This window comes from Prevotella sp. S7 MS 2 (genome assembly GCF_000762865.1).
Lineage (GTDB): Bacteria > Bacteroidota > Bacteroidia > Bacteroidales > Bacteroidaceae > Prevotella.
Window position 1 is genome coordinate 42,815 of record NZ_JRPT01000020.1, and the last position, 24,821, is coordinate 67,635.

Annotated in this window: 21 protein-coding genes and 5 tRNA genes; 16 read left to right on the forward strand and 10 right to left on the reverse strand. The window is 43.5% G+C overall.

Annotated elements, in window-relative coordinates; genetic code table 11:
- Nucleotides 1-27 precede the first annotated feature (27 nt).
- The 4 genes from HMPREF0671_RS04755 to HMPREF0671_RS04770 are packed head-to-tail and all read left to right on the forward strand — an operon-like array spanning nucleotide 28 to nucleotide 3,996.
- Nucleotides 28-822 carry a hypothetical protein gene (locus HMPREF0671_RS04755; protein ID WP_156958363.1) on the forward strand — a complete coding sequence of 265 codons (795 nt, stop codon included), beginning with the start codon at nucleotides 28-30 and terminating at the stop codon, nucleotides 820-822.
- Nucleotides 823-840: 18 nt separating this feature from the next.
- Nucleotides 841-2,226: a PTS galactitol transporter subunit IIC gene (locus HMPREF0671_RS04760; protein WP_036897322.1), complete on the forward strand. Its 1,386-nt coding sequence runs from the start codon at nucleotides 841-843 to the stop codon at nucleotides 2,224-2,226.
- 14 nt (nucleotides 2,227-2,240) lie between these two features.
- Nucleotides 2,241-3,152, forward strand: a complete 912-nt coding sequence (gene kduI, locus HMPREF0671_RS04765; protein WP_036897324.1) for a 5-dehydro-4-deoxy-D-glucuronate isomerase — start codon at nucleotides 2,241-2,243, stop codon at nucleotides 3,150-3,152.
- Nucleotides 3,153-3,192: 40 nt separating this feature from the next.
- Complete coding sequence (locus tag HMPREF0671_RS04770) at nucleotides 3,193-3,996, forward strand: gluconate 5-dehydrogenase (RefSeq protein WP_036897328.1); 804 nt, start codon at nucleotides 3,193-3,195, stop codon at nucleotides 3,994-3,996.
- A gap of 529 nt (nucleotides 3,997-4,525) precedes the next feature.
- Here the strand turns inward: HMPREF0671_RS04770 and HMPREF0671_RS04775 are convergent.
- From HMPREF0671_RS04775 to HMPREF0671_RS04795, 5 genes are all read right to left on the reverse strand, one after another.
- A complete protein-coding gene (locus tag HMPREF0671_RS04775; RefSeq protein WP_036897330.1) occupies nucleotides 4,526-6,061 on the reverse strand; it encodes a sulfatase in 1,536 nt (511 codons plus the stop codon).
- A gap of 8 nt (nucleotides 6,062-6,069) precedes the next feature.
- Complete coding sequence (locus HMPREF0671_RS04780; RefSeq protein WP_232223166.1) at nucleotides 6,070-8,052, reverse strand: glycoside hydrolase family 2 TIM barrel-domain containing protein; 1,983 nt, start codon at nucleotides 8,050-8,052, stop codon at nucleotides 6,070-6,072.
- A gap of 150 nt (nucleotides 8,053-8,202) precedes the next feature.
- On the reverse strand, nucleotides 8,203-9,906 hold the full coding sequence (locus HMPREF0671_RS04785) for a RagB/SusD family nutrient uptake outer membrane protein (protein ID WP_036897333.1): 1,704 nt from the start codon (nucleotides 9,904-9,906) through the stop codon (nucleotides 8,203-8,205).
- A gap of 14 nt (nucleotides 9,907-9,920) precedes the next feature.
- Nucleotides 9,921-13,097, reverse strand: coding sequence for a TonB-dependent receptor (locus HMPREF0671_RS04790; RefSeq protein WP_036897335.1), 3,177 nt, complete (start codon nucleotides 13,095-13,097; stop codon nucleotides 9,921-9,923).
- 283 nt (nucleotides 13,098-13,380) lie between these two features.
- A tRNA-Ser gene (locus tag HMPREF0671_RS04795) sits at nucleotides 13,381-13,468 on the reverse strand.
- Between the two features lie 403 nt (nucleotides 13,469-13,871).
- On the opposite strand from HMPREF0671_RS04795, the gene HMPREF0671_RS04800 reads away from it, so the two are divergent.
- From HMPREF0671_RS04800 to HMPREF0671_RS04830, 7 genes are all read left to right on the forward strand, one after another.
- Nucleotides 13,872-14,786 (forward strand): DUF4468 domain-containing protein, encoded by a 915-nt coding sequence (locus HMPREF0671_RS04800; RefSeq protein WP_036897338.1) that lies wholly within the window; start codon nucleotides 13,872-13,874, stop codon nucleotides 14,784-14,786.
- Between the two features lie 12 nt (nucleotides 14,787-14,798).
- The gene (locus tag HMPREF0671_RS04805; RefSeq protein WP_036897341.1) at nucleotides 14,799-15,053 is read left to right on the forward strand and encodes a hypothetical protein; all 255 of its coding nucleotides are present in this window, start codon (nucleotides 14,799-14,801) and stop codon (nucleotides 15,051-15,053) included.
- Nucleotides 15,050-17,380, forward strand: coding sequence for a putative porin (locus tag HMPREF0671_RS04810; protein WP_036897344.1), 2,331 nt, complete (start codon nucleotides 15,050-15,052; stop codon nucleotides 17,378-17,380). Before HMPREF0671_RS04805 ends, HMPREF0671_RS04810 begins: the two co-directional genes overlap by 4 nt.
- Before the next feature lie 24 nt (nucleotides 17,381-17,404).
- Entirely contained in the window at nucleotides 17,405-18,310 is a 906-nt protein-coding gene (gene menA / locus HMPREF0671_RS04815) for a 1,4-dihydroxy-2-naphthoate octaprenyltransferase (RefSeq protein ID WP_036897346.1), read from the forward strand.
- 10 nt (nucleotides 18,311-18,320) lie between these two features.
- Complete coding sequence (locus HMPREF0671_RS04820; protein WP_036897381.1) at nucleotides 18,321-18,965, forward strand: HD domain-containing protein; 645 nt, start codon at nucleotides 18,321-18,323, stop codon at nucleotides 18,963-18,965.
- Between the two features lie 121 nt (nucleotides 18,966-19,086).
- Nucleotides 19,087-19,159, forward strand: a tRNA-Thr gene (locus tag HMPREF0671_RS04825).
- A 5-nt stretch (nucleotides 19,160-19,164) separates the two neighbouring features.
- Nucleotides 19,165-19,237, forward strand: a tRNA-Gly gene (locus tag HMPREF0671_RS04830).
- A 254-nt stretch (nucleotides 19,238-19,491) separates the two neighbouring features.
- Here the strand turns inward: HMPREF0671_RS04830 and HMPREF0671_RS12380 are convergent.
- Nucleotides 19,492-19,683: a glycoside hydrolase family 2 protein gene (locus tag HMPREF0671_RS12380; protein WP_255347963.1), complete on the reverse strand. Its 192-nt coding sequence runs from the start codon at nucleotides 19,681-19,683 to the stop codon at nucleotides 19,492-19,494.
- Between the two features lie 110 nt (nucleotides 19,684-19,793).
- Between HMPREF0671_RS12380 and HMPREF0671_RS04835 the strand changes: the two genes are divergently transcribed.
- Nucleotides 19,794-19,869, forward strand: a tRNA-Lys gene (locus tag HMPREF0671_RS04835).
- A gap of 18 nt (nucleotides 19,870-19,887) precedes the next feature.
- Nucleotides 19,888-19,960, forward strand: a tRNA-Lys gene (locus HMPREF0671_RS04840).
- Between the two features lie 46 nt (nucleotides 19,961-20,006).
- On the opposite strand, the gene HMPREF0671_RS04845 is transcribed toward HMPREF0671_RS04840, so the two are convergent.
- Genes HMPREF0671_RS04845 through HMPREF0671_RS04860 form a run of 4 tightly spaced genes read right to left on the reverse strand, consistent with a single transcriptional unit; the run spans nucleotide 20,007 to nucleotide 23,539 of the window.
- Nucleotides 20,007-21,992: a tetratricopeptide repeat protein gene (locus tag HMPREF0671_RS04845; RefSeq protein ID WP_369793923.1), complete on the reverse strand. Its 1,986-nt coding sequence runs from the start codon at nucleotides 21,990-21,992 to the stop codon at nucleotides 20,007-20,009.
- 18 nt (nucleotides 21,993-22,010) lie between these two features.
- Nucleotides 22,011-22,574, reverse strand: a complete 564-nt coding sequence (gene def, locus HMPREF0671_RS04850) for a peptide deformylase (protein ID WP_036897351.1) — start codon at nucleotides 22,572-22,574, stop codon at nucleotides 22,011-22,013.
- A 46-nt stretch (nucleotides 22,575-22,620) separates the two neighbouring features.
- Nucleotides 22,621-23,040 (reverse strand): Holliday junction resolvase RuvX, encoded by a 420-nt coding sequence (gene ruvX / locus HMPREF0671_RS04855; protein WP_036897355.1) that lies wholly within the window; start codon nucleotides 23,038-23,040, stop codon nucleotides 22,621-22,623.
- Nucleotides 23,041-23,056: 16 nt separating this feature from the next.
- Nucleotides 23,057-23,539 (reverse strand): SPOR domain-containing protein, encoded by a 483-nt coding sequence (locus tag HMPREF0671_RS04860; RefSeq protein WP_036897357.1) that lies wholly within the window; start codon nucleotides 23,537-23,539, stop codon nucleotides 23,057-23,059.
- A 225-nt stretch (nucleotides 23,540-23,764) separates the two neighbouring features.
- Here HMPREF0671_RS04860 and HMPREF0671_RS04865 point away from each other — a divergent pair, with 225 nt between their 5' ends.
- Genes HMPREF0671_RS04865 through HMPREF0671_RS04875 form a run of 3 tightly spaced genes read left to right on the forward strand, consistent with a single transcriptional unit; the run spans nucleotide 23,765 to nucleotide 24,609 of the window.
- Nucleotides 23,765-23,980, forward strand: coding sequence for a YtxH domain-containing protein (locus tag HMPREF0671_RS04865; protein WP_036897361.1), 216 nt, complete (start codon nucleotides 23,765-23,767; stop codon nucleotides 23,978-23,980).
- A 7-nt stretch (nucleotides 23,981-23,987) separates the two neighbouring features.
- Entirely contained in the window at nucleotides 23,988-24,338 is a 351-nt protein-coding gene (locus HMPREF0671_RS04870) for a phage holin family protein (protein WP_036897364.1), read from the forward strand.
- Nucleotides 24,339-24,345: 7 nt separating this feature from the next.
- Nucleotides 24,346-24,609, forward strand: coding sequence for a hypothetical protein (locus HMPREF0671_RS04875; RefSeq protein ID WP_036897367.1), 264 nt, complete (start codon nucleotides 24,346-24,348; stop codon nucleotides 24,607-24,609).
- Nucleotides 24,610-24,821: the final 212 nt, after the last annotated feature.

A 24,821-nucleotide genomic window follows, 5' to 3' on the forward strand; every position in this document is an offset into this window, starting at 1 on the left:
TATACAAATCTTTAATATATCTATCTTATGAAAAAAATCTACCTGTTAACACTAACATTGTTATCCATCTGTATGACCAGCATGGCTCAACAGAAATGGGATTTTCTCACATTATCAGCAAATGATGAAGCGAACCTCACTGCAGATTGGTCATTTTCCGATCCCTATTATTATAACACAAGCACTAGTGGAAAAGGCATATACGTAGGCCGCTATTCAAAAAAGGGTAAAGACTATAGTCCATTCTTCAATGTAGCAGATTCTGCAGCCAAATATTCTAGCACTGTCGAAGCTAACGGTGTAGAACTCGAAATGACTAAAGGATTGAAATTTGGATTTGCAAATGAGGGTAGTAGACGCTTCCAAGGAAATAATAACAAAGCTTTCCGTATTTACAAAGGGAAAAAAGGCTACGGCATTTACCCACAAATGGCAGGTGCATTCTTCGTTATTCCAAACGTCGCAGTGGGCGATACTGTCATCGTCGTAAGCCGTCCCGGTGGTAAAGATGGTCGTGGACTAACATCAGAAAACCTTACGATTTTAAGTGGTTTTGAATCTACTATAGAACCTAATAATGTCCTCAACAAGGGTGTTTCCAAAGTTAATGGTAACGTTTTAATTGGCTCTATAGGAAAGACCAGTATTTTGTTGAGCGTTGAAGTCAAGAAACCTACAACCGACATCAGCCAATTACGCACTTCCGTAATTGGTCGACCGGAAAATATCTACAATCTAAATGGACAGTTTGTTGGAACAGATTTAAATAAACTTCCTCAAGGTGTATATATACAATACGGCAAGAAAGTCATTAAAAAATAATTATTAAGTATCATCAATATGATTCTCGAACAAATTTCCAGCTACATCATCAGCCTTGGCGCAAGCGTCATGATGCCTATTCTTTTCACGATTATAGGCATCTGTATCGGTTTGCGTCCGGGAAAATCTCTACAATCCGGCCTCTATGTGGGAGTCGGATTTGTTGGTCTTGGTATCGTTACCGGACTGCTCACCAGTAATTTCGACGTTCCATTGAAATCGATTGCCAGTATCTACAACCTCCAGTTAGGTGTCTTCGATATGGGTTGGCCGGCAGCAGCCAGCGTGGCTTACAACACCGCAGTGGGAGCTCTCGTCATCCCTGTATGCCTAGGCGTTAATCTCTTAATGCTACTCACTAAGACCACCCGTACCGTTAATATCGACCTTTGGAACTATTGGCACTTTGCATTTATTGGTGCTGTGGTCTACTTTGTCATGGGCGAGAGCTTGTTGTGGGGCTACTTTGCCGCCATCATCTGCTATATCATCACCATGGTTATGGCAGATTTGACAGCCAATAACTTCCAAAAGTATTATGGCAATCTCGATGGTATCTCCATCCCACAACCTTTCTGTCAGAGTTTTGTACCCTTTGCATTGGTTATCAACAAACTCTTAGACAAGATACCGGGATTCAGCCGCCTCGACATTGATGCCGAGGGATTGAAGAAGAAGTTTGGTGTGTTGGGAGAACCACTTGTACTCGGAGTCATCGTCGGAGTACTCATCGGCTACCTCGCACAATCCGATGTAAAAGGCATCCTCACACTAGGTATCATCATGGGAGCGGTAATGGAGTTGATTCCACGCATCACTCGCTTGTTCATAGATGGTCTCTTACCTATCTCTGAGAAAACCAAAACGCTCGTAGAAAAGAAGTTCAACGGCAGACAAGTAAATATCGGTATGAGTCCGGCATTGGTCATCGGACATCCCACAACCCTCGTTGTAAGCTTGCTCCTCATCCCTACCGTACTCTTCCTCGCAGTCATTTTACCCGGCAATCAATTCCTTCCCTTGGCGTCATTAGCCGGTATGTTCTACTTATTCCCAATGGTTCTACCTATTACTAAAGGTAATGTTGTCAAAACATTCATCATTGGTTTGGTGGCACTCACCGTCGGTCTATACTTCGTTACCGACATGGCACCCGACTTCACCATCGCAGCCAATGCCGTATATGCTGCCACACAAGATGCCGCAGCCAAAATTCCAGAAGGCTTTGCAGGCGGTGCTCTCGACTTCGCTTCTTCGCTATTTGGCTGGTGTATCTACAAACTTACATGCCATACAGCCTATATCGGGGCAGCAATATTAGTTATTATTGCTGTCGTTTTGATGTTTATCAACAGACGTAGAATCCTACAAGAAGAGAAAGAATCAGTCAGTAAATCCAATTAATCAATTATAAAATTATGAAGAAAACATTCCTATTACTCTCGTTCGCTTTCATGGCTATCACCCTGATGGCGCAAAATAGCTATACCCACTATGAGGTAAGATATGCCAATCATCCAGAAGATGCCAAGCATTATGATACTCAACGCCTACGCAAGGAGTTCCTTATACAAAAGGTTTTTGCTCCCGGCGAGGTGAACTGGGTGTACTCTATGTACGACAGATTCCTTATTGGTGGAGCTGAGCCCACTGCTACTCCACTGAAACTAGAATCTATCGCCCCACTCCGCACGCAACACTTCCTCGACAATCGCGAAATGGGTATCATCAATATTGGTGGCGAAGGTACCGTCACAGTCGACGGAAAGGCCTATCAGCTAGGCTTCAAAGAGGCACTATATATCGGTCGTGGCGCTCAAGAAATAACCCTCACTTCTAAGAATGCAGCCTCTCCGGCTAAGTTCTATATCAACAGTGCACCTGCCCACACAGCTTATCCCGTGCGTAAAGTGACGTTGAAAGAAGCCAAGATTATCAAAGCCGGTTCTTTGGCCGGTTCAAACGACCGTGTCATCAATCAATTAATTATCGACGGTGTAGCCGGAGTTCGCACCTGCCAGTTGCAGATGGGACTCACAGAATTGAAGACCGGATCAGTTTGGAACACCATGCCTGCCCACACACACTTGCGCCGTATGGAGACCTACTTGTATTTCCAAGTACCTCAAGACCAAATGATTTGCCATCTCATGGGTGAACCACAGGAAACACGTCCTATGTGGCTGAGCAACGAACAGGCCGTTATTTCTCCGCAATGGAGTATCCACTGTGCTGCCGGAACAAGTAATTACAGCTTCATCTGGGGTATGGCTGGTGAGAATCTTGACTATGGCGACATGCAGGTAATCAAGACGAACGACCTGAAATAAATGTTTTATCAGAATTTGAAACCTAACAATCAATCGTTATATGGACACATTTTCAAAAAACTTCTCCCTTGAGGGGAAAGTAGCTTTGATTACAGGAGCAGCCTACGGAATAGGATTTGCCATTGCTGAAGCATATTATAAGGCAGGAGCTAAGATCGCTTTCAACTGCCGCAGTCAAGAACATCTAGACCGTGCATTGGCCGATTATGCAGCCAAAGGCATCGAAGTAAAAGGATATATCGCCGACGTGACCGACGAAAAGCAGGTACGTGAACTCGTAGCAAACGTTGAACATGAGCTAGGAACCATCGATATATTGGTCAACAATGCCGGTATCATCAAGCGCATCCCTATGGAAGAGATGTCGGTAGAAGACTTCCGACAAGTGGTAGACATCGATCTCAATGCTCCATTCATCGTGAGTAAAGCCGTCATTCCGGGCATGAAGAAGAAAGGTGCAGGCAAGATTATCAATATTTGTTCAATGATGAGCGAGCTTGGACGAGAGACCGTATCGGCTTACGCAGCTGCCAAAGGCGGATTAAAGATGCTTACCCGCAATATCTGTTCGGAGTTCGGAGAGCACAATATCCAATGCAACGGTATCGGTCCGGGCTATATCGCCACCCAACAGACAGCACCTTTGCGCGAACGCCAAGCTGATGGAAGCCGTCATCCTTTTGATAGTTTTATCATCAGTAAGACTCCGGCTGCACGCTGGGGAACTCCCGAAGACCTCATGGGTCCCGCTGTCTTCCTTGCATCCAACGCCAGCGACTTCGTCAATGGACACATTTTGTATGTAGACGGTGGCATCCTCGCTTACATCGGTAAGCAACCATAAAATTGTCATCAACGTTTTTTTAAGATTAGGTATACAATTGAGAGGGCTGATTCTATGTGATATAGAGTCAGCCCTTATTATTTTCCGGTCTCCTAAGACAATGGTATCAAAAAGCCCGATTGCCATCTAATATCTCTTTTCCTCGCTTTTTCCTGTTGGCTATACACTCCGCCTCAACCATCGACTCATCATCATGTATCAAGAATACGATTGCTTGTGAATCCGACATGTGTATCCCTACAATCAAGATCTGTCCGAAGGACAACCCATACATAGCCGGTGGTTAAAGCGATAGCATAAACCTCCGGAAAAAGGACAAAATACATGTCTGAGTCTGAAAGACTCCCCATATCAAGATGATACCATATATTAAATATAGACACGGGCAGTCTTATCAGATTGGAACTTTGACTCACAAACAAGCCGGAGACTATCTTCGCTTTCGCTCAACAGTCTCCGGCTATGAATGGGTAGCCCTCCGGGCTATTGTTACTACAATTTGATTCTACAAACGCAATTTCTATAATCCCTATTTATTCTTGAGTTTCTTCACGATTCCTTTGGAATACCAAGGATCATCCACCTCTTTCAATAACTGCGTCATGCGCTTAAACAACTTCTTATAAACAGCTTTATGCGCATTTACATCCAAATTATGCTGCTGATAAGGGTCGTTTTGGTCGTCGAAGAACAATGTTTGTTTCACTCTGTACTTCTTATCTATAAAGATAGCCAGCGTATATTGCGCCGTCTTGATACCTCGTGCCGATGGGAAATAGTCTATTGTCTTGCCCGCAGCATCTTTCTCCCCATTCACATTTTGGATATAGAGAGCTGCATCCGGACGCTTAGCTTTCAAGTTCTCATGACTGAGCAGATCCGAATAATCGCGCCCTTGAACCGTTGATGGAATATCTTTTCCAAGTCCGGCTAAACCCAATACTGTGGGCATAATATCTGGAGAAGACATCAACAATGGGTCTACACGTGGAGTGAGATGTCCCGGATAACGCACGATAAACGGAATGTTCATCGCCTCTGTATACGGTGAATTCTTGGGGTCGTCGGTATTCTGACTACACATGGTCTCTCCGTGGTCTGATGAGAAGATGACAATAGTATTCTTATCAAGCCCAGCTTCCTTCAACGCATCGAGTATCATACCGAACGCACGGTCTACGCCCGACACCGAAGCAAAGTAATATGCTGCCGATTTTACCTTATCCATATGTAGATTTGCATTCGGTCGAATGAGCAAACTATCTATCGGTTTGTTGGCATAGAGTGCATAGTCTTCGGGCATACAGTCGTCCATTGAGCGATAAGGACTGTGAGGCGGGTTCATCGCAACCATCATAAAGAAAGGTTTCTTCGTGTCTCTTACATTGGCTTGATTGCGAATATAGGCTGCAGCCACCTTGGCTTCGTGTATCGGTGACCACTCATGTGGCTCATGTTTCACGCCTTTATTATCCCAATAATGGGGATTCTTATGCTGGTCAAACGTTCCGTAAGAATACCAATAGTTGAATCCGTGGCGGCGCTCTACGGGCGTAAAGGCATCCCACACAGGGTTCGCATCTTGTACATACTGGCCGGGACGATCTGGATCATTCCTCTCCGGACGATCGGTATGCAGCTTTCCGATATAGGCACAATCGTATCCATTGCTACTGAACACGTCGCCTATACAGGTCGTCGACTCGCGAATATAACTATTCGGACGGTCGGAATTGCAATTGAGCGATACACCACTGCGATTTGGATACATGCCCGTTAAAAGACTACCACGGTGCGGACTACTCAAAGGGAAATTGCTTTGAGCCGATGTGAGTACCACCGATTCTCGCGCAAAACGGTCGATATGCGGTGTATGCGTGGGGTCGGCTTTGAAGTTAACATTGTCTCTAAAGCCTTCTTGCGACCAGAAGTTCAGCGCACAATTACGTAATTGGTCGGGAAATACATAGATTACATTGGGGCGATTGTCGGTCTGTGCGGCCGCACACAAAGTGTATGGTGCAAGCATCAGACCACATAATATTTTGTTTGTCTTATTCTTCATTGATAGGTTTATTTATTTAAAATCCATTCACAAGTATCAGATAGTTTTATCTTCTTATCTGCTCCAACAGCCTGAAGCGTATTTTGTCCATCTTGTAATGACACCTGGAACCGGCATACATTCATGGAATCAGGACGCTGTGTAGCCACTTTCTTGCCATTGAGCGACAATGTTACCACCTTGCAATTAGAGAAAACGAGAACCTCGGTTTGGCGATGAGTGCGCTCTTTGGCACGCTTTCCGGCTATATAAACCATTGGTTCGGGATTCCAATTCGCTTTATAGAAAAAGTAAGCATCTTTCTTCGTCTTGCGATCGTGGGTTACCAATCCTTTATCATTGATACCTATGCGGTCGCCTTCGGTACGATGTGCCGCTCCGAAGTCAAACATATTCCACACAAACGTACCCCATACAAATGGACGATGAGAGAGAATATCCCAGTTAGCCATGTGGTAATAAGTCTGCCAATTCTCCGGATGCCACATACTCGTAGGTATCGGTTGCTTCAACGAATCTTGCTGTTGACGGATGCTTGCACCTGCTCCATACTCACTAATACCGATACATAATTTCGGATAGGTGGCATGCATCTTGTCCAAATAAGTGGCTAGTGACTTAGGAGTTGAACCATACCAGCCATCATAACGATTCCACGACATGACATCGGTGATGAAATTCATGTCACCATCTTGATTGCTCGCACAGGTAGTAGGACGTGTATGGTCTTCTTGATGAGCCAAAATATTCAACTCTTTCACATACTCCACGGGGTTGTCACCAAAATATTTCAACTCGTTGAACAGTCCCCATACAAAGATACTAGGATGATTATAGTTCTGTCGAATCAACTCACGCAACTGCTGTTTTCCGTTATCTCGAAAAGCTTTGGTATCTACAAAGCCCTTATCGGCATATCCTCCGGGACCTACAAAGGGTATCTCTGCCCATGCCAAAATGCCGGTCTTATCCATCATATCATAGGTATAAGTAGACTGTGGATAATGAGCTAAGCGCACAGCATTGACACCCATCTCTCGCATAAGAGCCACATCTTCTTCTATATGCTGAGGAGTCAAGGCATTGCCAACAACCGCTCTTTCCTGATGACGGCATACACCATGTAAAGGCAAATGTCTGCCATTGAGGAAGAATCCTTGGTTAGCATCAAAATAATAACTGCGAATGCCTAATGGTTGTTCTACTTCATCTATCTTTCGCTGACCATCCCATAGCGAAATATTGACCCGATACATAAATGGATTGGAGCAACCATTCCATAGTCGAGGCTTATTGATAGTAAAAGGAATATCGAGTGTTTGCAAGTCGGTTTTGGCTGCAATATCCACCGATTTTGTTTCCTTCAAAATCTCTTTCAAACCATCAGAGACGGTCAAGCGCACTTGAGCCTTGCTGATTTCAGCGCTTGAATTGGAGAGAACTACGCGTGCATTGACATGAGCCGAGGCTGCACTGACATGCTCTTGCTGGAGATATACACCCGGCGAGGCATGGTCTAGAGGCGAGATACAAGTCTTCTCGGTCAACAACAACGACACTCCACGATAGATACCACCATAGAAGTTGAAGTCGCCCACCAGTGGCATCACACTCAAATCTTCAGCATTGTTCACACGAACGAGGACTGTATTATCCTTTCCATAGTCAACCTTATCGGTCAACTCGAAGATAAAGGCCGTATAACCACCGCGATGTTCGCCCAAGAACTTGCCATTAATAAAGACGTGAGCCACACTGTTTGCTCCTTCAAAACGGATGAACAAGCGCTTGCCACTCCACTCTTGAGGAATAAAAAACTTCTTGGTATAGTTGCCGATACCACGTTTATAGTCGGGCTTACCACTCAAAGCATCTGTGGCATTCCACGTATGTGGGAGATCAACCAGTGTTCCACTCCCCTTTTGTACCTGATGAGAGAAGCGGAATTGCCACTTTTCGTTTAAGGATTGATAACTACGTTGCGCCTGCATCGGAACAGAATAGCACAACAATACACCAAACAATACAATGCTGCAAAAGCTCTGCAGGGCTGCTGCAAAGCCTTCGCTACGATGCTGCAAGGCCTTGGCAGCCATGCTGCCTCGGCTTTGCAATAAAGTTCTATCATCTATATTCATATCTTACCAATCGGGATTCTGCGTCAAAGCAGAGTTCTTTTCTCTCTCAGGTCCGGGAATAGGCCAGAGATAATCTCTCGATTTTACAGAACGGGTATAACGATATTTTCCTGTAATGTCGCTTTCTTTACGACCGTCGAGTTCTTCAAGTGTCTTCCAACGCTTCATATCGCTGAAACTCAAACCTTCTCCTGCGAACTCAACGGCACGCTCATGACGAATACGCTTGAAGACTTCTTCCTTCGTAGTAGCTTTCAAATAGTCAGGACCACTATTGATTCCAGGCATCTTAACACTAGGACGATTACGTACTTCATTGATAAGTTTCACGGCCTCATCCTGCTGTCCGAGTTCATTCAGGCACTCAGCCTGCATCAACAAAACATCGGCATAACGAATCAATGGGAAGTTGATAGGTGTATGTTGACGGTTGTTGATAGCACCACCCATATTACCTTCGGGTACGAACTTACGCCAAAGATATGTCTCATAATTCTGATTTGGACGGATATAACCATTACCGCTGTTAATACCGGTAGCTATGATAAATTCGCAATCTTCGGGTGCATTGGCATACCAACCAGCATAGCGCGTATAAGGTAAGATAACTGTTGCCATCATACGTGGATCACGCTGCTTATACATCTCAAGCAATTTATCCTTGGCTGCCGGGTATTTTACAACCTTACCATCCTTCAGAGTTGCGCGGAATGTAGCAATTTTCACCTTATTATCTTTCGTGATTCCGGGGAATAACTTCTCCATATCAAAAGGCTCACCAGTCTTATATTCGTACGAATCTACGAAATACGGAGAAACCATCACATTATTCCAGCAGCTTCCGAAGGTTTCACGAGAACCCATATAGAATGCCATCGGCATACCATGATCGGTACCAACTCCACCCATATTCTGAACTGCAAATATCATCTCAGAGCTTTCGTCACCACCCGGTTTGAACAATCCTGCATAGTCATCGTACAATGCATAGAGTTTACTATCGATGACTTTCTTGAAGTTTTCGGATGCTTTGGTATAGTTTTTTGCATAAAGATACACCTTACCCATCAAAGCAACAGCCGCATATTTAGTTGCGCGTCCCATGTCAGATTTGCCCCACTTCTCCGGTAAACCGTTTGAAGCTTCGGTTAAGTCATCCAATATAAACTTACGAACTTCGTCCATCGAGTTACGTGGCTTCTTCATATCGCTGTAGCTATCGGTAATAACGAGCGTCTCATCATAGATAGGCACTTCACCAAAGAAGTCCATCAAGGTGAAATAATACAATGCACGCATGAACTTAGCTTCCGCCTTATACTGCTTCTTCAAGTCGTCTGACATGTTAGCCTTGTCCACATTCTGCAACACATTGTTTGCTCTTGCAACACCTTCGTACAGATATGTCCACTTATTGAGAATCCAATTGTTGTTCACATCATACCTACCGGTTTGGAAATTCTGGTAAGCATACACACCATACCCCATAGATATACCACCCAAACCATCCATAGCAAAGTGCATTCCGAACGCATGGTCGTTTTGCATGTTGCTATATACGGCCATCATAGCCTCTTTTGTCTGCTCTTCATTCTGGTAGAATTGAGAAGCATTCATTTGGTCTGCCGGTACACGTCCGAGGTCATAGCATCCCGACAACGTTAGGATAAGGGGCAGACCTAGTATAATAGAATAAATCTTTTTCATGTTCTTAGAATTTATTAGAATGATAAGTTGATACCAAGTACAGCCTGCTTCATAGAAGGATAAGCCATTCCGCTGACTTCAGGATCGAATCCTCTGTAGTTGGTGAAAGTAAAGAAGTTCTCTAAACTGCCATAAAAGCGCAGACGTTCGAGACCGATCTTTCTGGTCAACTTCTGATTAATGGTATAACCCAACTGGATATTGCGAATCTTAACGAAGCTCTTATCCTCAAGGAAGAAGTCGCTTGTCTGGATATTACGACGGTCTTGGTACTCCAAAAGACGTGGGTATGTGGCATCAGTACGGCCTTCTGTCCAACGTCCCTTAACAACATCACTGTTCAACTGATAGCCGATACGTACACTAGGAGTATTGTAAGCATCGTGTTGCCAGAATACTTTTGCACCCATAGCTCCCTGAATCAAGGCAGAGAAATCGAATCCCTTCCAAGATGCATTCAAATTAAGACCGAAGAGGAACTTGGGATTTGGACCATCGCTGACGATTTCTTTATCTTGGTTATCGATAATTCCATCACCATTAACATCCTTATAAAGGAGGTCTCCCTTTTGGGGTGTACCGAATGCAGCAAACGGATTTTTCTTTTTACCATTTTCGTCTACCGGTGCATTATCTATCATCTGCTGTACCAACTTCATGTCTTCATCGGTCTGTAACAGACGGTCTACACGCAACAAATACTGTGAATTAATGCTGTGACCTTCCCAAATTAGGTTGGCACCGTTGATAGATTGACCACCTTTATCAGTACCCTTAAATTTATCAACATTGTTGGTGACATAGGTAAGGTTACCTGTGATACCGTATGTGAAATCATTAATATGGTCTTGCCAACCCAATGTTAACTCTAAACCCTTATTGGTAACGATGGCACTATTGGTCTTTGGAAGAGACGTAATACCATGTACGTTGGGTGCAGGTAGATTAATCAAGATGTCGGTTGTGCGCTTATTAAAGTAGTCAATAGTACCGGTAAGACGGTTATTGAAGAAACCAAAGTCCAAACCAATGTCGAATACCTTTGTCGTTTCCCATGTCAATAGCGGATTAGCAAGTGCCTTCATGGCCATACCGGTAACCATTGAATTACCTAATACATAGTTGTAACCACCGGCATTACTTGTATAAAGCGACTGAGAATCGTAGTTTCCGACAGCGTTATTACCCAAAGAACCGTATGAAACACGGAGCTTCAAGTTGCTCAAATAAGTGCTGGAAGCAGCTTCCATAAACTTTTCTTGATCAATACGCCATGCAGCAGAAGCTGAGGGGAAGTATCCCCAACGCTTGTTAGACTGGAATCGAGAAGAACCATCGGCACGAAGATTAAACTCAAAAAGATACTTATCTTGCCAGTTTAAATTCAAACGACTGAAGTAAGAGCGCATCGCCCACTCGGTCTTATTACCTCCGGCGCTGGCTTGACCGGTCGCTCCATCGAGTGCATCCATGCTCAAATCAATCAAATCTTGCTTTGAAACATTGAAGTGTTTACTTCTATATAGCTCTTGGCTGGCACCCAACATCACATTGAAAGACAGTTGGTTCTTGAACAACTTATTCTCATAACGCAACACAGCATCATTGAAATAGCGCTCTGTTTTACCGTCATAATTATAATAAGAATATCTAGACTTAGTGGTAGCAGTAACCTTTTCGGTTTGGAAATTCCAACTCTCTAACAATACAGGCTTGCGCGAAATTTCTTGGTCTACTAGCTCGTATGAATAGCTCAATGCAAGAGACAAGCCCGTCATCGGTTTCAAGGTAGCAGTGAAACGAGGGTGGAAATTATTCTTACGATTGTTTCCTGCCCACTTGAAAGCGCGTACCAAAGGGTTATTATTAGCACTCTGAGCAGCGTCTTGCTCATTGTTCATGGCACCAAAACGACCATCGGGAGCACGGAAAACCATACCCGGTGTGGTGGCTGATGTATACTTAAAGACGTTATCAACCTCATTATTACCCGGTTCCATATCCGATACATAACCGTTAATATGCATACCGATATTCAACCATTTAGTCACGTCGGCATCCAAGTTCAGACGTCCGCTGTACTTCTTAAAGCCCGCATTGTACATGACACCCGGATTATTCAGATAGCCAAATGAGCCATAGAAACGAATTTTCTCAGAACCTCCGGATACAGAAATGGCATGATTGGTAGAAGCAGCTGTCTTAAACGTCTCATCAATCCAGTTGGTATTAGGATACTTCAATGGATCCTTACCACCATCATTGCGCCAAGCATCAATCACGTCTTGGGTAAATGGTTCAGACTTTTTACTGTTCTTATAACCTTCATTGATGATTCCCATGTAGTCGGCATAGTTTGATACAGGGGTCAATGTCTTACGAATTGACTCAAAAGACACATAGCCATTGTAGTCAACAGTAAGTTTACCGCGCTTACCAGACTTCGTAGTAATAAGGATAACACCATTAGCTGCACGCGAACCATAGATGGCAGAAGAAGCTGCATCTTTCAATACTGATACCGATTCTATATCCTGTGGATTCACAGTATTGATACCGGCTTCGGTTCCATCAATAATAATAAGAGGTGCAGAACTATTCAACGTACCCTGACCACGAACCAAAATAGAAGCGTTGTCGTTACCCGGCTGGTTGTTGTTTGACATCACCGACACACCGGCAGCGACTCCGGCCAAAGCTTGAGAAACATTCGTGATAGGACGACTCTTAGCCATTTCGGCTACATTGACAGCAGAAACAGAACCTGTCATGTTCACTTTCTTCTGCGTACCATAACCTACTACCACTACCTCATTCAAGGTTTGACGGTCTTCTTCCAATACAATATTAATACTCTCACGTCCACCTACCTTCACTTCCTTGGTGAGATAGCCTACACTGGATACCACCAATACGGCATTAGGAGATGATACACGAATAGAGAATTTACCATCTAAATCAGAGATTACGCCATTGGATGTTCCCTTTTCTAGAATTGTCGCCCCAATCATTGGGCCGGAAGCATCTGTCAAAGTTCCCTTAACCGTAACGGTCTTCTGCATAGGAGACTGAATAACAGCAGTATTGAAGGTGGGAATAGCCCCCCCTGCAAACATTGTAACAGACGGAAAGGCCATTACAGAACCAAGGCACAATCGTCGTAAAAATGAATTGGTCATGAATAAATCCATAGACTATAAATTATTTAGGTTAGTGTTATTTCATCGATAATTATGGTTGCAAATATATAAAATATGCAGAAAATGAAAGTCCAAAATCGTACAAACAATGTACAAAATCGTATTTTTCCTATTCATTATACGATAATTCCCAGCACGAAGAATAGCCGTCATCGTTGACAACCATAAGGAAACCAAACGACGAATCTTATGAATATCAAATAATTCTATAATAAGAAAAAGGCTGAAAGAGGACTGATAATTACATAATGGATTAATTATCATACTTGAACTGCGGAGAGAATAGGATTCGAACCTACGAAACCCTTTAGGGGTTTACACGCTTTCCAGGCGTGCCTCTTCAACCACTCGAGCACCTCTCCTTGTATTATAAAGCGGTGCAAAAGTATTACTTTTTTAGCGATTTCCGGCATATAACGAGCTAAAAAGTAGATAGTAACATTAGGTTTGAGAGTTTTTAACATAAATAAGTACTCTAATTCACACCTATAACTTATCACTTCTCACTCCTAACTCACCACTCTCCACCCAAGAACTCGTCTACTTGTTTACTCGTTAACTTATCTACTATCAAACTGCAGGGGCAAGGCAGTATTCCTGCCACAGCCAAACAGCGATACTGCATAGGCAGAACAGCAAGACTGCCGAGGCTCTGCACCAAAGCGTTAATAATGGTTAAGTTAGTCTATTCCATTTTCTTTATATCCCCATCTCTCATCTTTTTTACTAACTTTGCCTATTATTACTAGTTTAAAACATCAGCTAATGAAAAAGATTTTCACTGCCATCATGTTGTGTTTGTCACTAGGCATGCAAGCGCAAACCGTCGTAGAAAATGCTAAACAGCAACTAGAAGAAGCCAAAAAGGCTCAAAAAATAGCTAAACAAGCCATCAAAGAAGCTAAGAAAGCAGCTAAGCTGCAAAAGAAATTGGCTAAAATAAAAGCAGAAACAGGAGAGTCTACACCTACAAAAACAATACCGGCTACCCCATTAACACCGGCTCAAAAGACTGTAATACCGGCTACAAAAATAGAAAAACCAGTTACACAGCCAACCGATGAGGGCACAATGAAGAAAACTACCAGTGATGTCAAGAGAGGGTGGATAGTACCTACAGCTCCTACCAAAGCCGTAGATAAGAAGAAAGAAACAGCTGTTGCTGCACAGCAAGCAGAAGCACAAAGCTATCTGACAGGCGCAGTTCCTGAAGTAGATGGCAAGGTGGTGTTTGAGACAGAACTTGAAGCAAACGGTAAAAGTGCCAAGGAAATCTATCAATTGCTATACGAAAGAATGCAAGAATTGATGACAGAAGATGGCCAAATAGACAGTCGTATGGCTCTTGTCAATGAAGATGAGAATGTGATTGCAGGCAAATTCAAGGAATGGATGGTCTTCAGCAACAACTTCCTTTCGGTAGACAGAACCGAATTCAACTACATATTGGTTGCCAAATGCGAAGATGGACGCGCCCACATCTCAATGGAACGCATGAACTATTCGTATGAGGCCGACCGCCCGACAGGTTTCAAATCGTCGGCCGAAGACTTGATTACAGACAAGAAGTGTCTAAACAAGGCCGGTACAAAGCTTGTCAAACTGACCGGAAAGTTCAGAAGAGGCACCATAGACCGCAAGAATGAGATTTTCACAGTATTAGCAGGAGCATTAAGATAAAAAGAGACAAGTATGACACAGGATAATAAGGAACACACGACAGAAGAGCAAATAGCTGTCAGACCCAAGCATCGTATGGAGCGTATCGACACAAGAGATTCTCTATTCAAGTTGAGAAACATACTCAACATCTGCTTCATGGTACTAGCCATCATCGGTGTTTGCATGTATCTCTTCACGATGCAGAAAAACATTGCCATCATTGTCATGTTGGCAGGCGTAGTGATTAAGTTCATTGAGGTCGCATTACGAATGTTCCATAAATGAGAAAAATATTCATCACACTATGTCTATTGTGCGTCTCGGGAGTCGCACTAGCACAGTTTGACGACAACGAATTCAACCAAATAGACGCTAGTGGAAACATCAGTACGAGGAATAAGAAGAATCAGGCTGACAGTCTTGGCAGCCACAAAGAGATTCCCAAAGGCATCAAAGTGTGGACGGTGGATTCGCGCTTTGGAGACATGCAGTCTGCCAAGTTGGATACCCTCTCCCACATGTACATGAATACCAACTTCACGACGGGATTAAGAGGCGAATACAATACCACAGGAAATCTTGGCGCACCACGCATCCATCGGGTATTTATAGACCGTCCCGAAATAGGACAGTTTATCTTTACGGCCCCCTACGACTTCTTCGTGATACCCGTAGACAAATTCCAATTTACCAACACCTTGTCTCCTTTCACCAATCTAACTTACAATACAGGCGGTGGGAAAATCAATGGTGAGGATCATTTTACTGCAAAATTCGGAGTCAATGCGGGCAAGAAATTGGGAGTAGGATTCAATTTGGACTATCTCTATGGACGCGGTTTTTATGCCAATCAGAGTACATCGCACTTTGGTTATACCATGTATGGCAGCTATATAGCCGACCGTTATCAGGCTCACTTGCTCTTTTCGACCAACCATCAAAAGGTGGCCGAGAACGGTGGTATCACCAACGACAACTATATCAAGCACCCGGAGAGTTTCACCGATAACTACTCCACCGACGAGATACCGACCGCCCTGTCTAAAAACTGGAATCGAAACGACAACCAACATATATTCTTCTCGCAGCGATATAACCTAGGATTCAACCGCAAGGTACCTATGAGCGAGGATGAAATCAAGGCACGCAAATTTGCTCTTGCATCGAAAAAAGAGCAAGAGCTAAGGAAAGCTAAAGAAAAAGAGGGACTTGCCGATGAACCTAAACGAAGAAGAAACGAAGAGGAAAAAGAACCCGTGACCTTTGCCGGACGACCAGACGACGCAAAGGTAATGGGCAATGAGCCTGTAAAAGAAGACCAAAACAGCGAGCGAATCAAGGTGAACGGACAACAACATGCAGACAGTTTGATAGCTGTAGCTAACAAGGCTAAAGAAGATACAACATGGTTGAAAAACGAATATGTGCCTGTAACGAGCTTCATCCATACCCTGCAATTCGACTATGCACGGCGCATCTATCAGGCCTATAATACACCGGAGAACTTCTACGCCAACACATACAAAGCCCAAGAGCGACTAGGGGGTGACTCCATCTACGATGCTACACGCCACTACGAGTTGAAGAACACATTCGCCATCTCGCTGTTAGAGGGATTCAACAAGTATGCCAAGGCAGGCTTGAAAGGTTTCTTGACAAGCGACATGCGCCACTTCACCCTACCCTCGGCCGAGGGTGTGGACACCTACAACGAGCATAATATCAGCGTGGGGGCACAGTTGAATAAGACCCAAGGGAAGATGTTGCACTACAATGCCGTGTTAGAGACGTGGTTGGCAGGTAAGGATGCAGGACAATTAAAGCTGGATGCCACGGCAGACCTGAACTTCAAATTTCTCGGAGATACGGTTCAACTCGCTGCATCGGGCTTCTTCCACCGCAACAACCCTACCTTCTATTATCGCCATTATCATGCCCGTCACTTCTGGTGGGACAACGATAACATGAGCAAGATACTGCATACAAGGTTACAAGGTGCGTTATCTATTAAAAAGACACGGACACTCTTGCGAGTATCTGCCGACAATCTGAAGAACTATACTTATTTCGCCCAAAGTTACACTGCAGGTGAAAATATGCGTACAGCCAATGCCGTGGCAGTGAAACAACACAGTGGTGCCATCAATGTATTAATAGCAGAACTGAGCCAAGATTTCACTTTCGGCCCGATAAATTGGGAGAGTGTCATCACATATCAGAAGTCGAGCAAAAGCGATGTACTCCCTCTCCCAACATTGAATGCTTATACCAACCTCTATCTGAGATTCAAGATAGCCCGTGTATTGAACTGTGACTTCGGAGCCGATGCCCGTTATTTCACTTCGTACTATGCTCCCGACTACAGTCCGGCACTTGGTCAATATGCCGTACAAACGAATACCAACACCACAGGCGAGGATAGCAGAGTGAAGATAGGCAACTACCCTATCGTAAACGTATATGCCAATTTCCACCTGAAACATACTCGATTCTTCGTGATGTACAGTCATGTAAACGCTGGAAGTGGTACGAGGAACTACTTCTTGACACCTCATCACCCACTGAACGGAAGCCTATTGAGATTCGGGGTTAGTTGGAACTTCTTCAATTAATCAATATACCGGAGTCAGTTTATCATGGAAGGACAGAACGGAATCAAGATAAATTCACTGAAAGCATGGATGTTGGCGTCGCGGCCAAAGACCTTGACGGGAGCAGCAGTTCCTATCATGGTGGCCATAGCTATGGCTGCTATGCACATGGAACAAGGGCTGTTCAGGACTGTACCTGCCATCCTTTGTCTGCTCTTCGCATTCACAATGCAAATCGATGCAAACTTCATCAACGATTATTTTGATTTTATCAGAGGTAATGACGATGATACCCGACTCGGTCCTCGAAGGGCTTGTGCGCAGGGATGGATAACACCTGAAGCCATGAAAAAGGGCTTAATCGTCACTACGCTCATAGCTTGTCTGATTGGATTACCTCTTATATGGTATGGCGGGATTGAGATGGTCGTCGTGGGATTGCTGTGTGTAGTCTTTTGTTTTCTATACACCACGAATCTTTCCTATATTGGTATGGGTGACATATTAGTACTTGTCTTTTTCGGCATCATACCGGTTTGCTGTACCTATTATCTGGTAACAACAGACATTACATGGCCAGTATTCATTGCCTCAATAGCCTGCGGACTTGTCATTGATACCCTGTTGCTCGTGAACAACTATCGCGATAGGAAGAACGACATGGCTGCCGGAAAGCACACATTGGTCACCATGATAGGTGAAAAGAATACCGAGTGGCTGTATTTGGCGTGTGGATGGGTAGCTGTAGCACTGAATATCATAGTACTATGGATGGTTGATGTCCATTTAGTAGCAATTGGTTTACCTGCTATTTACCTCATCATGCATACACGTACATGGCGCAAGATGGTAGAAATAAATCGTGGTAAGACCCTTAATCTCATTTTGGGACAAACGGCACGTAATATGTTTATATATGGTGTATTGACTTCCTTAAGTCTCCTATTATAATAATATGGTTATAGAAAACGTAGATTTGGAGTTGATGGAGTTTGTTGAGCAAAACATTCTCCCGCGCTATAATGAATTCGGAAGAAGTCATGGACTAGGTCATGTCAATCGGGTTATCAAAAATAGTTTGCTGCTTGCCAAAACCGTAGGAGCCAATATCAACATGTCGTATGCCATTGCTGCCTACCATGACTTGGGCATGAAGGGACCTCGCGCCATCCATCATATCACTGGAGGAAAGATACTTTTGGCCGATGCAAGACTCAAGAAATGGTTCTCACCGGAGCAAATCAAGATTATGAAAGAGGCCGTGGAAGACCACAGAGCAAGTGCCAGTCATGCACCACGAAGCATCTATGGCAAAATAGTAGCAGAGGCCGACCGCGATTTAGAACCCGATACAGTATTCACACGAGCTGTACAATTCGGACTGGAACAGCATCCGGAATTTGACAAGGAAGCACAATGGGAACGCTTCAAATCGCACATGCAGGAGAAGTACTCTGCCAGTGGGTACATCCATCTATGGATTAGGAATAGCCCGAACGAGAAGAATCTCAAGGAGATACGAGATATAATAGCCATTGAACCAGCTCTTAGAACGCAGTTCGACCGTATATACGACCAAGAGATTGCAGAGCAAAAACAAGCTTAACCCTCGTTTTTTGTTCTTCAATTTCAACGCTCAAAAAGTTTACAGGAAGTTTGGTCAATCTAAAAAAAAAGACTACTTTTGCACTCACATCTACACAGAGAGATGCAATCTGCATGTTGATGCCGATATGGCTCAGTTGGTAGAGCAATTCATTCGTAATGAATAGGTCCCCGGTTCGAGTCCGGGTATCGGCTCACAAGCGGTAATAGCTCAGTTGGTAGAGCGTTGGCTTCCCAAGCCAAAAGTCGCGAGTTCGAGTCTCGTTTACCGCTCTTCGTTGTTTATCAAGTAGTTACAAAGTTTTTGTAACAAGCAAAAATCCCTTGTTTTTATATATGTTTAAGCGCTGAAATGTCAAAATGAGGCATAATTATGCGTATTTATGTGGGCTGTAGTCTAAGATATAGTTTGGCTTTTTAGAACTTTATAGCAAGACTACTTTCAGCCACAGAAGCATGATGATCAAACTAAAAAAGGGACTCAGTTAATAAAACTGAGCCCCAAGAAGTAACTTTAACTTAATACATCACATATTAAAACCACTTACGTCTATAACAGGAGTACACCCACGGGAGTCTTGATTATTCCATGTGATAGTAATAGTCTTAGACTCCGACGGCATTAGATGAAAATAATTATCACTATAGATAACAGGTAGAATCTGTTCGCCATCATTTCCCTTAAGATTCAAGCGCACCATAAGTGCAGTGTTCTGCACCTTTAAGCCGATTTTTTGGCAAAAAACACGAGAAACATTTGCAGGTTAACGAAAAACGCATTACCTTTGCACTCGCTATTCAGAAATGCTCATTTCGCTGGATAGAGAATGCGCCCTTAGCTCAGTTGGTAGAGCAACTGACTCTTAATCAGTGGGTCTAGGGTTCGAGTCCCTAAGGGCGCACCACACAAAAGGCAGAGCAACGCGCCCTTAGCTCAGCTGGTAGAGCAACTGACTCTTAATCAGTGGGTCTAGGGTTCGAGTCCCTAAGGGCGCACAAGAGAGAAACATTTCGATGTTTCTCTTTTTTTATTCCCGTAAGTTTAATGTTTTTCCGAAGCGTATTTCTTCATCACACTGTAAGCATCATAGATACCTAGTTCACCGGCCTTGCTCAAATCAGCAAGCCCTTTCGACTTATTACCACTAAAGATATAAGTCAATCCACGATTGAAATAAGCTTCCGCAAGACTAGGATTCAGCGTAATGGCTTGTGTATATGTATCAATAGCATCATTATAATTACGCTGCATAGCATGTAGATTGGCAATGTCATAGATGACGAATGCATTTTTCTCTCCGGCCATTCCAGAAGCTCGTCGCAGGTCATCAAGCGACTTACCTAGAACAACTTTCAAATCATTCCCATTACTTTGAGCATAATTAGACATCATGGCTTGGCACACTCCACGCTGCCAATAGGCCAATACCGAGACCGAATCCATGGTCATATAATCGTTAATATCGTTCAAAGCTTCCGAAAAATTGTGCGTACTTGCGTGGGCTACAGCACGTTGAAAAAGCAAAGTGGCTACCTGATTGTAATTCTTGATATCAGAGATTCGCGTCGTCAAGCTATCAATAGCGACAAAATACCGACGCGACTGTTCCTGCGTCAACGCATTGGACTTGCAAGAAATATATACCGGCAAAGTTGGACGAATCGTTCGATTGAATGTCTCCACATCGCGATCAACCAATTGATAGCTGTTAATACCATTCTTATAAGGCATATAAGACAGCAAGAACATCGGCATATACTCTACTTCCACATTTCTATCTTGTACGTTTCCACGATATTCATTCTTATATTCCGGTGTCGTCACCTCATTGTCTTGAACCACCCATTGGTCGTACTTCTCAACGTCAATATCGCTCATTTTGCGTACTTGACGAAGTTTACTACGCGACCAACGTTGCTGGATACCCACGTGTTTATCCATCTGTCGCTTCAATACCCTAAACTCATCTAGTTCCGCTTTGGCCGTCATACCGAGTCTACGATAACAGTTGGCACGACTCGTCAAACCATTCCAAAAGTTTGGGAACTTCTCTATTACCCGCGAATAATCTCGAATAGCAGCCCGATAATCACCCGTTCGGTCCAATAGGATTGCACGATTATAAAGCGCCAATAAATTATCGGGCTCCAAACCAAGCACATAATTAAAATCTTCTATAGCACGGTTATCATCTCCCAATGTCTGTCTGAGCAATCCGCGGTTGTAATGTGCAATAAAATTATTACCATTCATGCTGATTGCACGGTCGTAATCATCCATTGCTTGACGCAATTTATTGAGATTGACGCGTGTCATTGCACGGTAAGTATAGTTGTTGACAACCTTCGGAGTATAATGAATAGCACTGGAGAAAGCCTTCTCTGCCGCAGCCCAATTCTTACGTTGAAGATTCAAGCGCCCCACGATAGACCACGAGTTGCCATCGTATGGATTCACCTTCAACGTCTTTTCCAACCACCGTGAAGCCGTAGCCGTGTCGTTGGCATTCAAATATGTTTCTGTCATCAAGCCATAAGCATTGGGCATACTAGGCCACCGTTTGATGACATATTTTAAATCTTCGCGTGCTTTCTCTACATCTTTACTTCTATAGCGAGCATAAGCACGATTAAACCAACTTCCTTTCTGATCGGGATTCAGCTTCAATGCCGCATCAAAATCGGTGATGGCATCTTGAAACTTATCTTGATTCATGCGACTCTCCGCACGAAAATTGAATATCTGATAGATGTAGGGATTCAGTTTGACAGCCTCCGTAAAGTCACTTTCTGCCCCAGCATAATCACCCAAACACTCTTTGGCCACTCCCCGATAATACCAAGGCTGGTACAGATACGGTTTCCCCGAAAGAATATTGTTGCAATGCTGAATAGCAACCACATAGTCATGATAGTCCAATGCAATCTCTGCTGAGATTAAAAGTCTGTTCGTATTGTACTGCGCTCGCATAGAAACGGTACACCACAAGAACAATATCAAGACTACAAGTTTTCTATTCTTCATCATCGCAAACTAAGAATTATCTTATTTGCGAGCTACCTTTACGCGATAACTGCAACTGAATTTGCCCTTGACAATGGACTTTAATTTACTACTGATAATCTGTTTACGGAATGGAGTCAGATGGTCTACAAACATTTTTCCATCCAAATGGTCAAACTCATGTTGCATGACACGAGCCAAATAACCATCTATCCATTCCTCATGCTCGGTAAAATCAGGATCCATCCACTTCACGCGAATGCGCGAATAACGTGGCACTCCCTCGTGAATACCGGGAATCGAGAGGCATCCCTCTTCCATCGTCACCTTCTTAGAAGTTTCGTCTATCTCCAAGATATGGGGATTGATGTAAGCATGACGGAAGTCTTTATATTCGGGTAAATCACCACTCAACACATCCAAATCAATCACCGCCAAGCGAATAGCTTTTCCTATCTGCGGTGCGGCAAGCCCTACACCTTCGCTAGCTGTAAGCGTTTCAAACATGTCGGCAATGAGTTTGTCAAGTTCAGGATAATCAGGTGTGATGTCTTCTGTCACTTTACGAAGCACACCCTGACCATAAGTATAAATGGGTAATATCACTTTCTCGTTCTAATTTATTTTTTGTTGTTTCTGTGTTTATTCGGCCTTATAGCCTACGGCTCGACATATAATCCTGCAAGATAATAGTCGCGCTGATTTCATCTACCAGTCCTTTGTTCTCCCTTCTGACTTTCTTCCCCACTCCACTTTCTATCAACACGCGATGAGCAAGCACCGATGTGAACCGTTCATCATAATAGTCGATGGGAATTTCGGGATGAGCATTGCGCCAACGATTGACAAATTGCTGCACACGCTGTAGGTTCTCGCTCGGCAATCCATTGGTTTGCATAGGCTTACCTATGACCAATTGCTCTACCGGCTCGCGTCCAATATACTGTTGGAGATAGTCGAATAGTTCAGACGTAGAAACAGTCGCCAATCCGTTAGCAATAAGTTTTAACGGATCGGTGACTGCAAGTCCTGTACGTTTCTTACCGTAATCTATAGCAAGTATACGTCCCACTCAGTATATGTATGGTTTACTTTTTAAAGAGCAACCATGCATCGGGATACTTACTACGCAAGTCGTCACGACTACGAACAGCATCACTCTTAGACGCAAAAGACGTTGCTACAACACGATACATACCGCGTTCGCTGTTAAACACGATAGATGGGGTATAACCTGCAGACTGCAATGTGCTCTGAAGTCCTTCAGCGTTAGCCTTCAAAGAGAAAGAACCAACTACCACACCGAATCCGTTAATAGCCGGGCCACTCACTACTGCATAGTTCTCACGGCGCACGGTAGCGTTATCAGCATTGTCTACAACCGTAGTTTGGGTTACAGGCTGCTGTGTTACTGGTGTCACTGTCGGAGTAGTTGTCTCTGGTTCGGTTGTTGTCTGTTCCTGTGCTTTAGCTCTTTCATAAGCTTTCTTATAAGCACTTTCACTCGATTTACAACTTGTAAAAGCCAATGCCACACATAGTCCGGCACATGCTACCATATACTTCTTCATATTTCTTATTGTTTAGACGATTAAACTTAATTGGTCGTTACTAATATTATCTTGCGAAATTACAAAATATCCAATGAATACAGGAGCCAACCCCGCATAAAGATTGTTAAATCGTTTGAATACAACCTATTTAACAAAAAATCACCTAGGATACCGGTTGCAATCACAAAACATTTAGTATATTTGCCTAAGACTATTTTTATCGTTTAATTAAAAAACAAGCTTATGAAGACATTAGGTTATATCGGAGCTTTCCTTGGTGGCGCTATTGCCGGCGCAGCACTTGGCATTCTCATGGCTCCCGAAAAGGGAACAGACACTCGTAACAAGATTGCTGACACTGTAGAAGACTTCTGCCAGAAGCATAACATCAAACTCACACGTAAGGAAGTAGACGACTTGGTAGACGACATCAAGGACGCCAGCACCGTTACAGAATAAGGAGTACATGTTTTCTAACGACAGAAACATCGACAACATCGGGCAACTGGTAGAGGTTGTCAAGCATTACATCGGGCTTCAAAGCGAATACGTGAAGCTCGATGTAATAGATAAGATTGTGCGTTTGTTCACTGCTATCGCTATAGCGGCGACCTTTGCCCTGCTTCTTTTGTTGGCTCTCATCTACCTATCATTTGCACTTGCCTACGCATTGCAACCATTGCTGGGCAGTGTCGGTGCCTTCGGCTTGGTGGCAGGTGGCTATATCTTTATTCTTATTTTATTTGTGGCATTCAGAAAGGCATGGATAGAACGTCCACTTGTACGCTTCTTAGCAAGCCTTCTCATGTCTAAATAATTGCATTATGTATACCGACCAGCCAAACAAACCCATAGAAAGTTTCCGCTCACTCAGCGATATCAGATTGCGCAAAGAAGTGTTGCTCAGCGAGATTCAGCACGATGACAAACGCATCAAAACACTTTGGACCGACCTATTCCATGCGCCCAAAGATATGGTTTCATCCACTCCATCCAAACGTTTCTCCGGATTTATGAATACCGGAGCAGGACTTCTTGATGGCATCATACTAGGATGGAAACTCTATCAGAAGTTCAAAAAGAAATAAAGTTGATAGCAAGCAGTTTGTAGACACTTTGAATATAGACTGTTAACTATAAGACATAAAAAAAGGAGTACCGCTGTACTCCAACCTTGTTAACCTTAAATCTAATACTATGAAAAACACATTGCAAATGTACGAATTATTTAAACACGTGCAAATTATGTAAGGATAAAAACGCATTATTATAACAATTATTAACTTATTTGCGACATTTT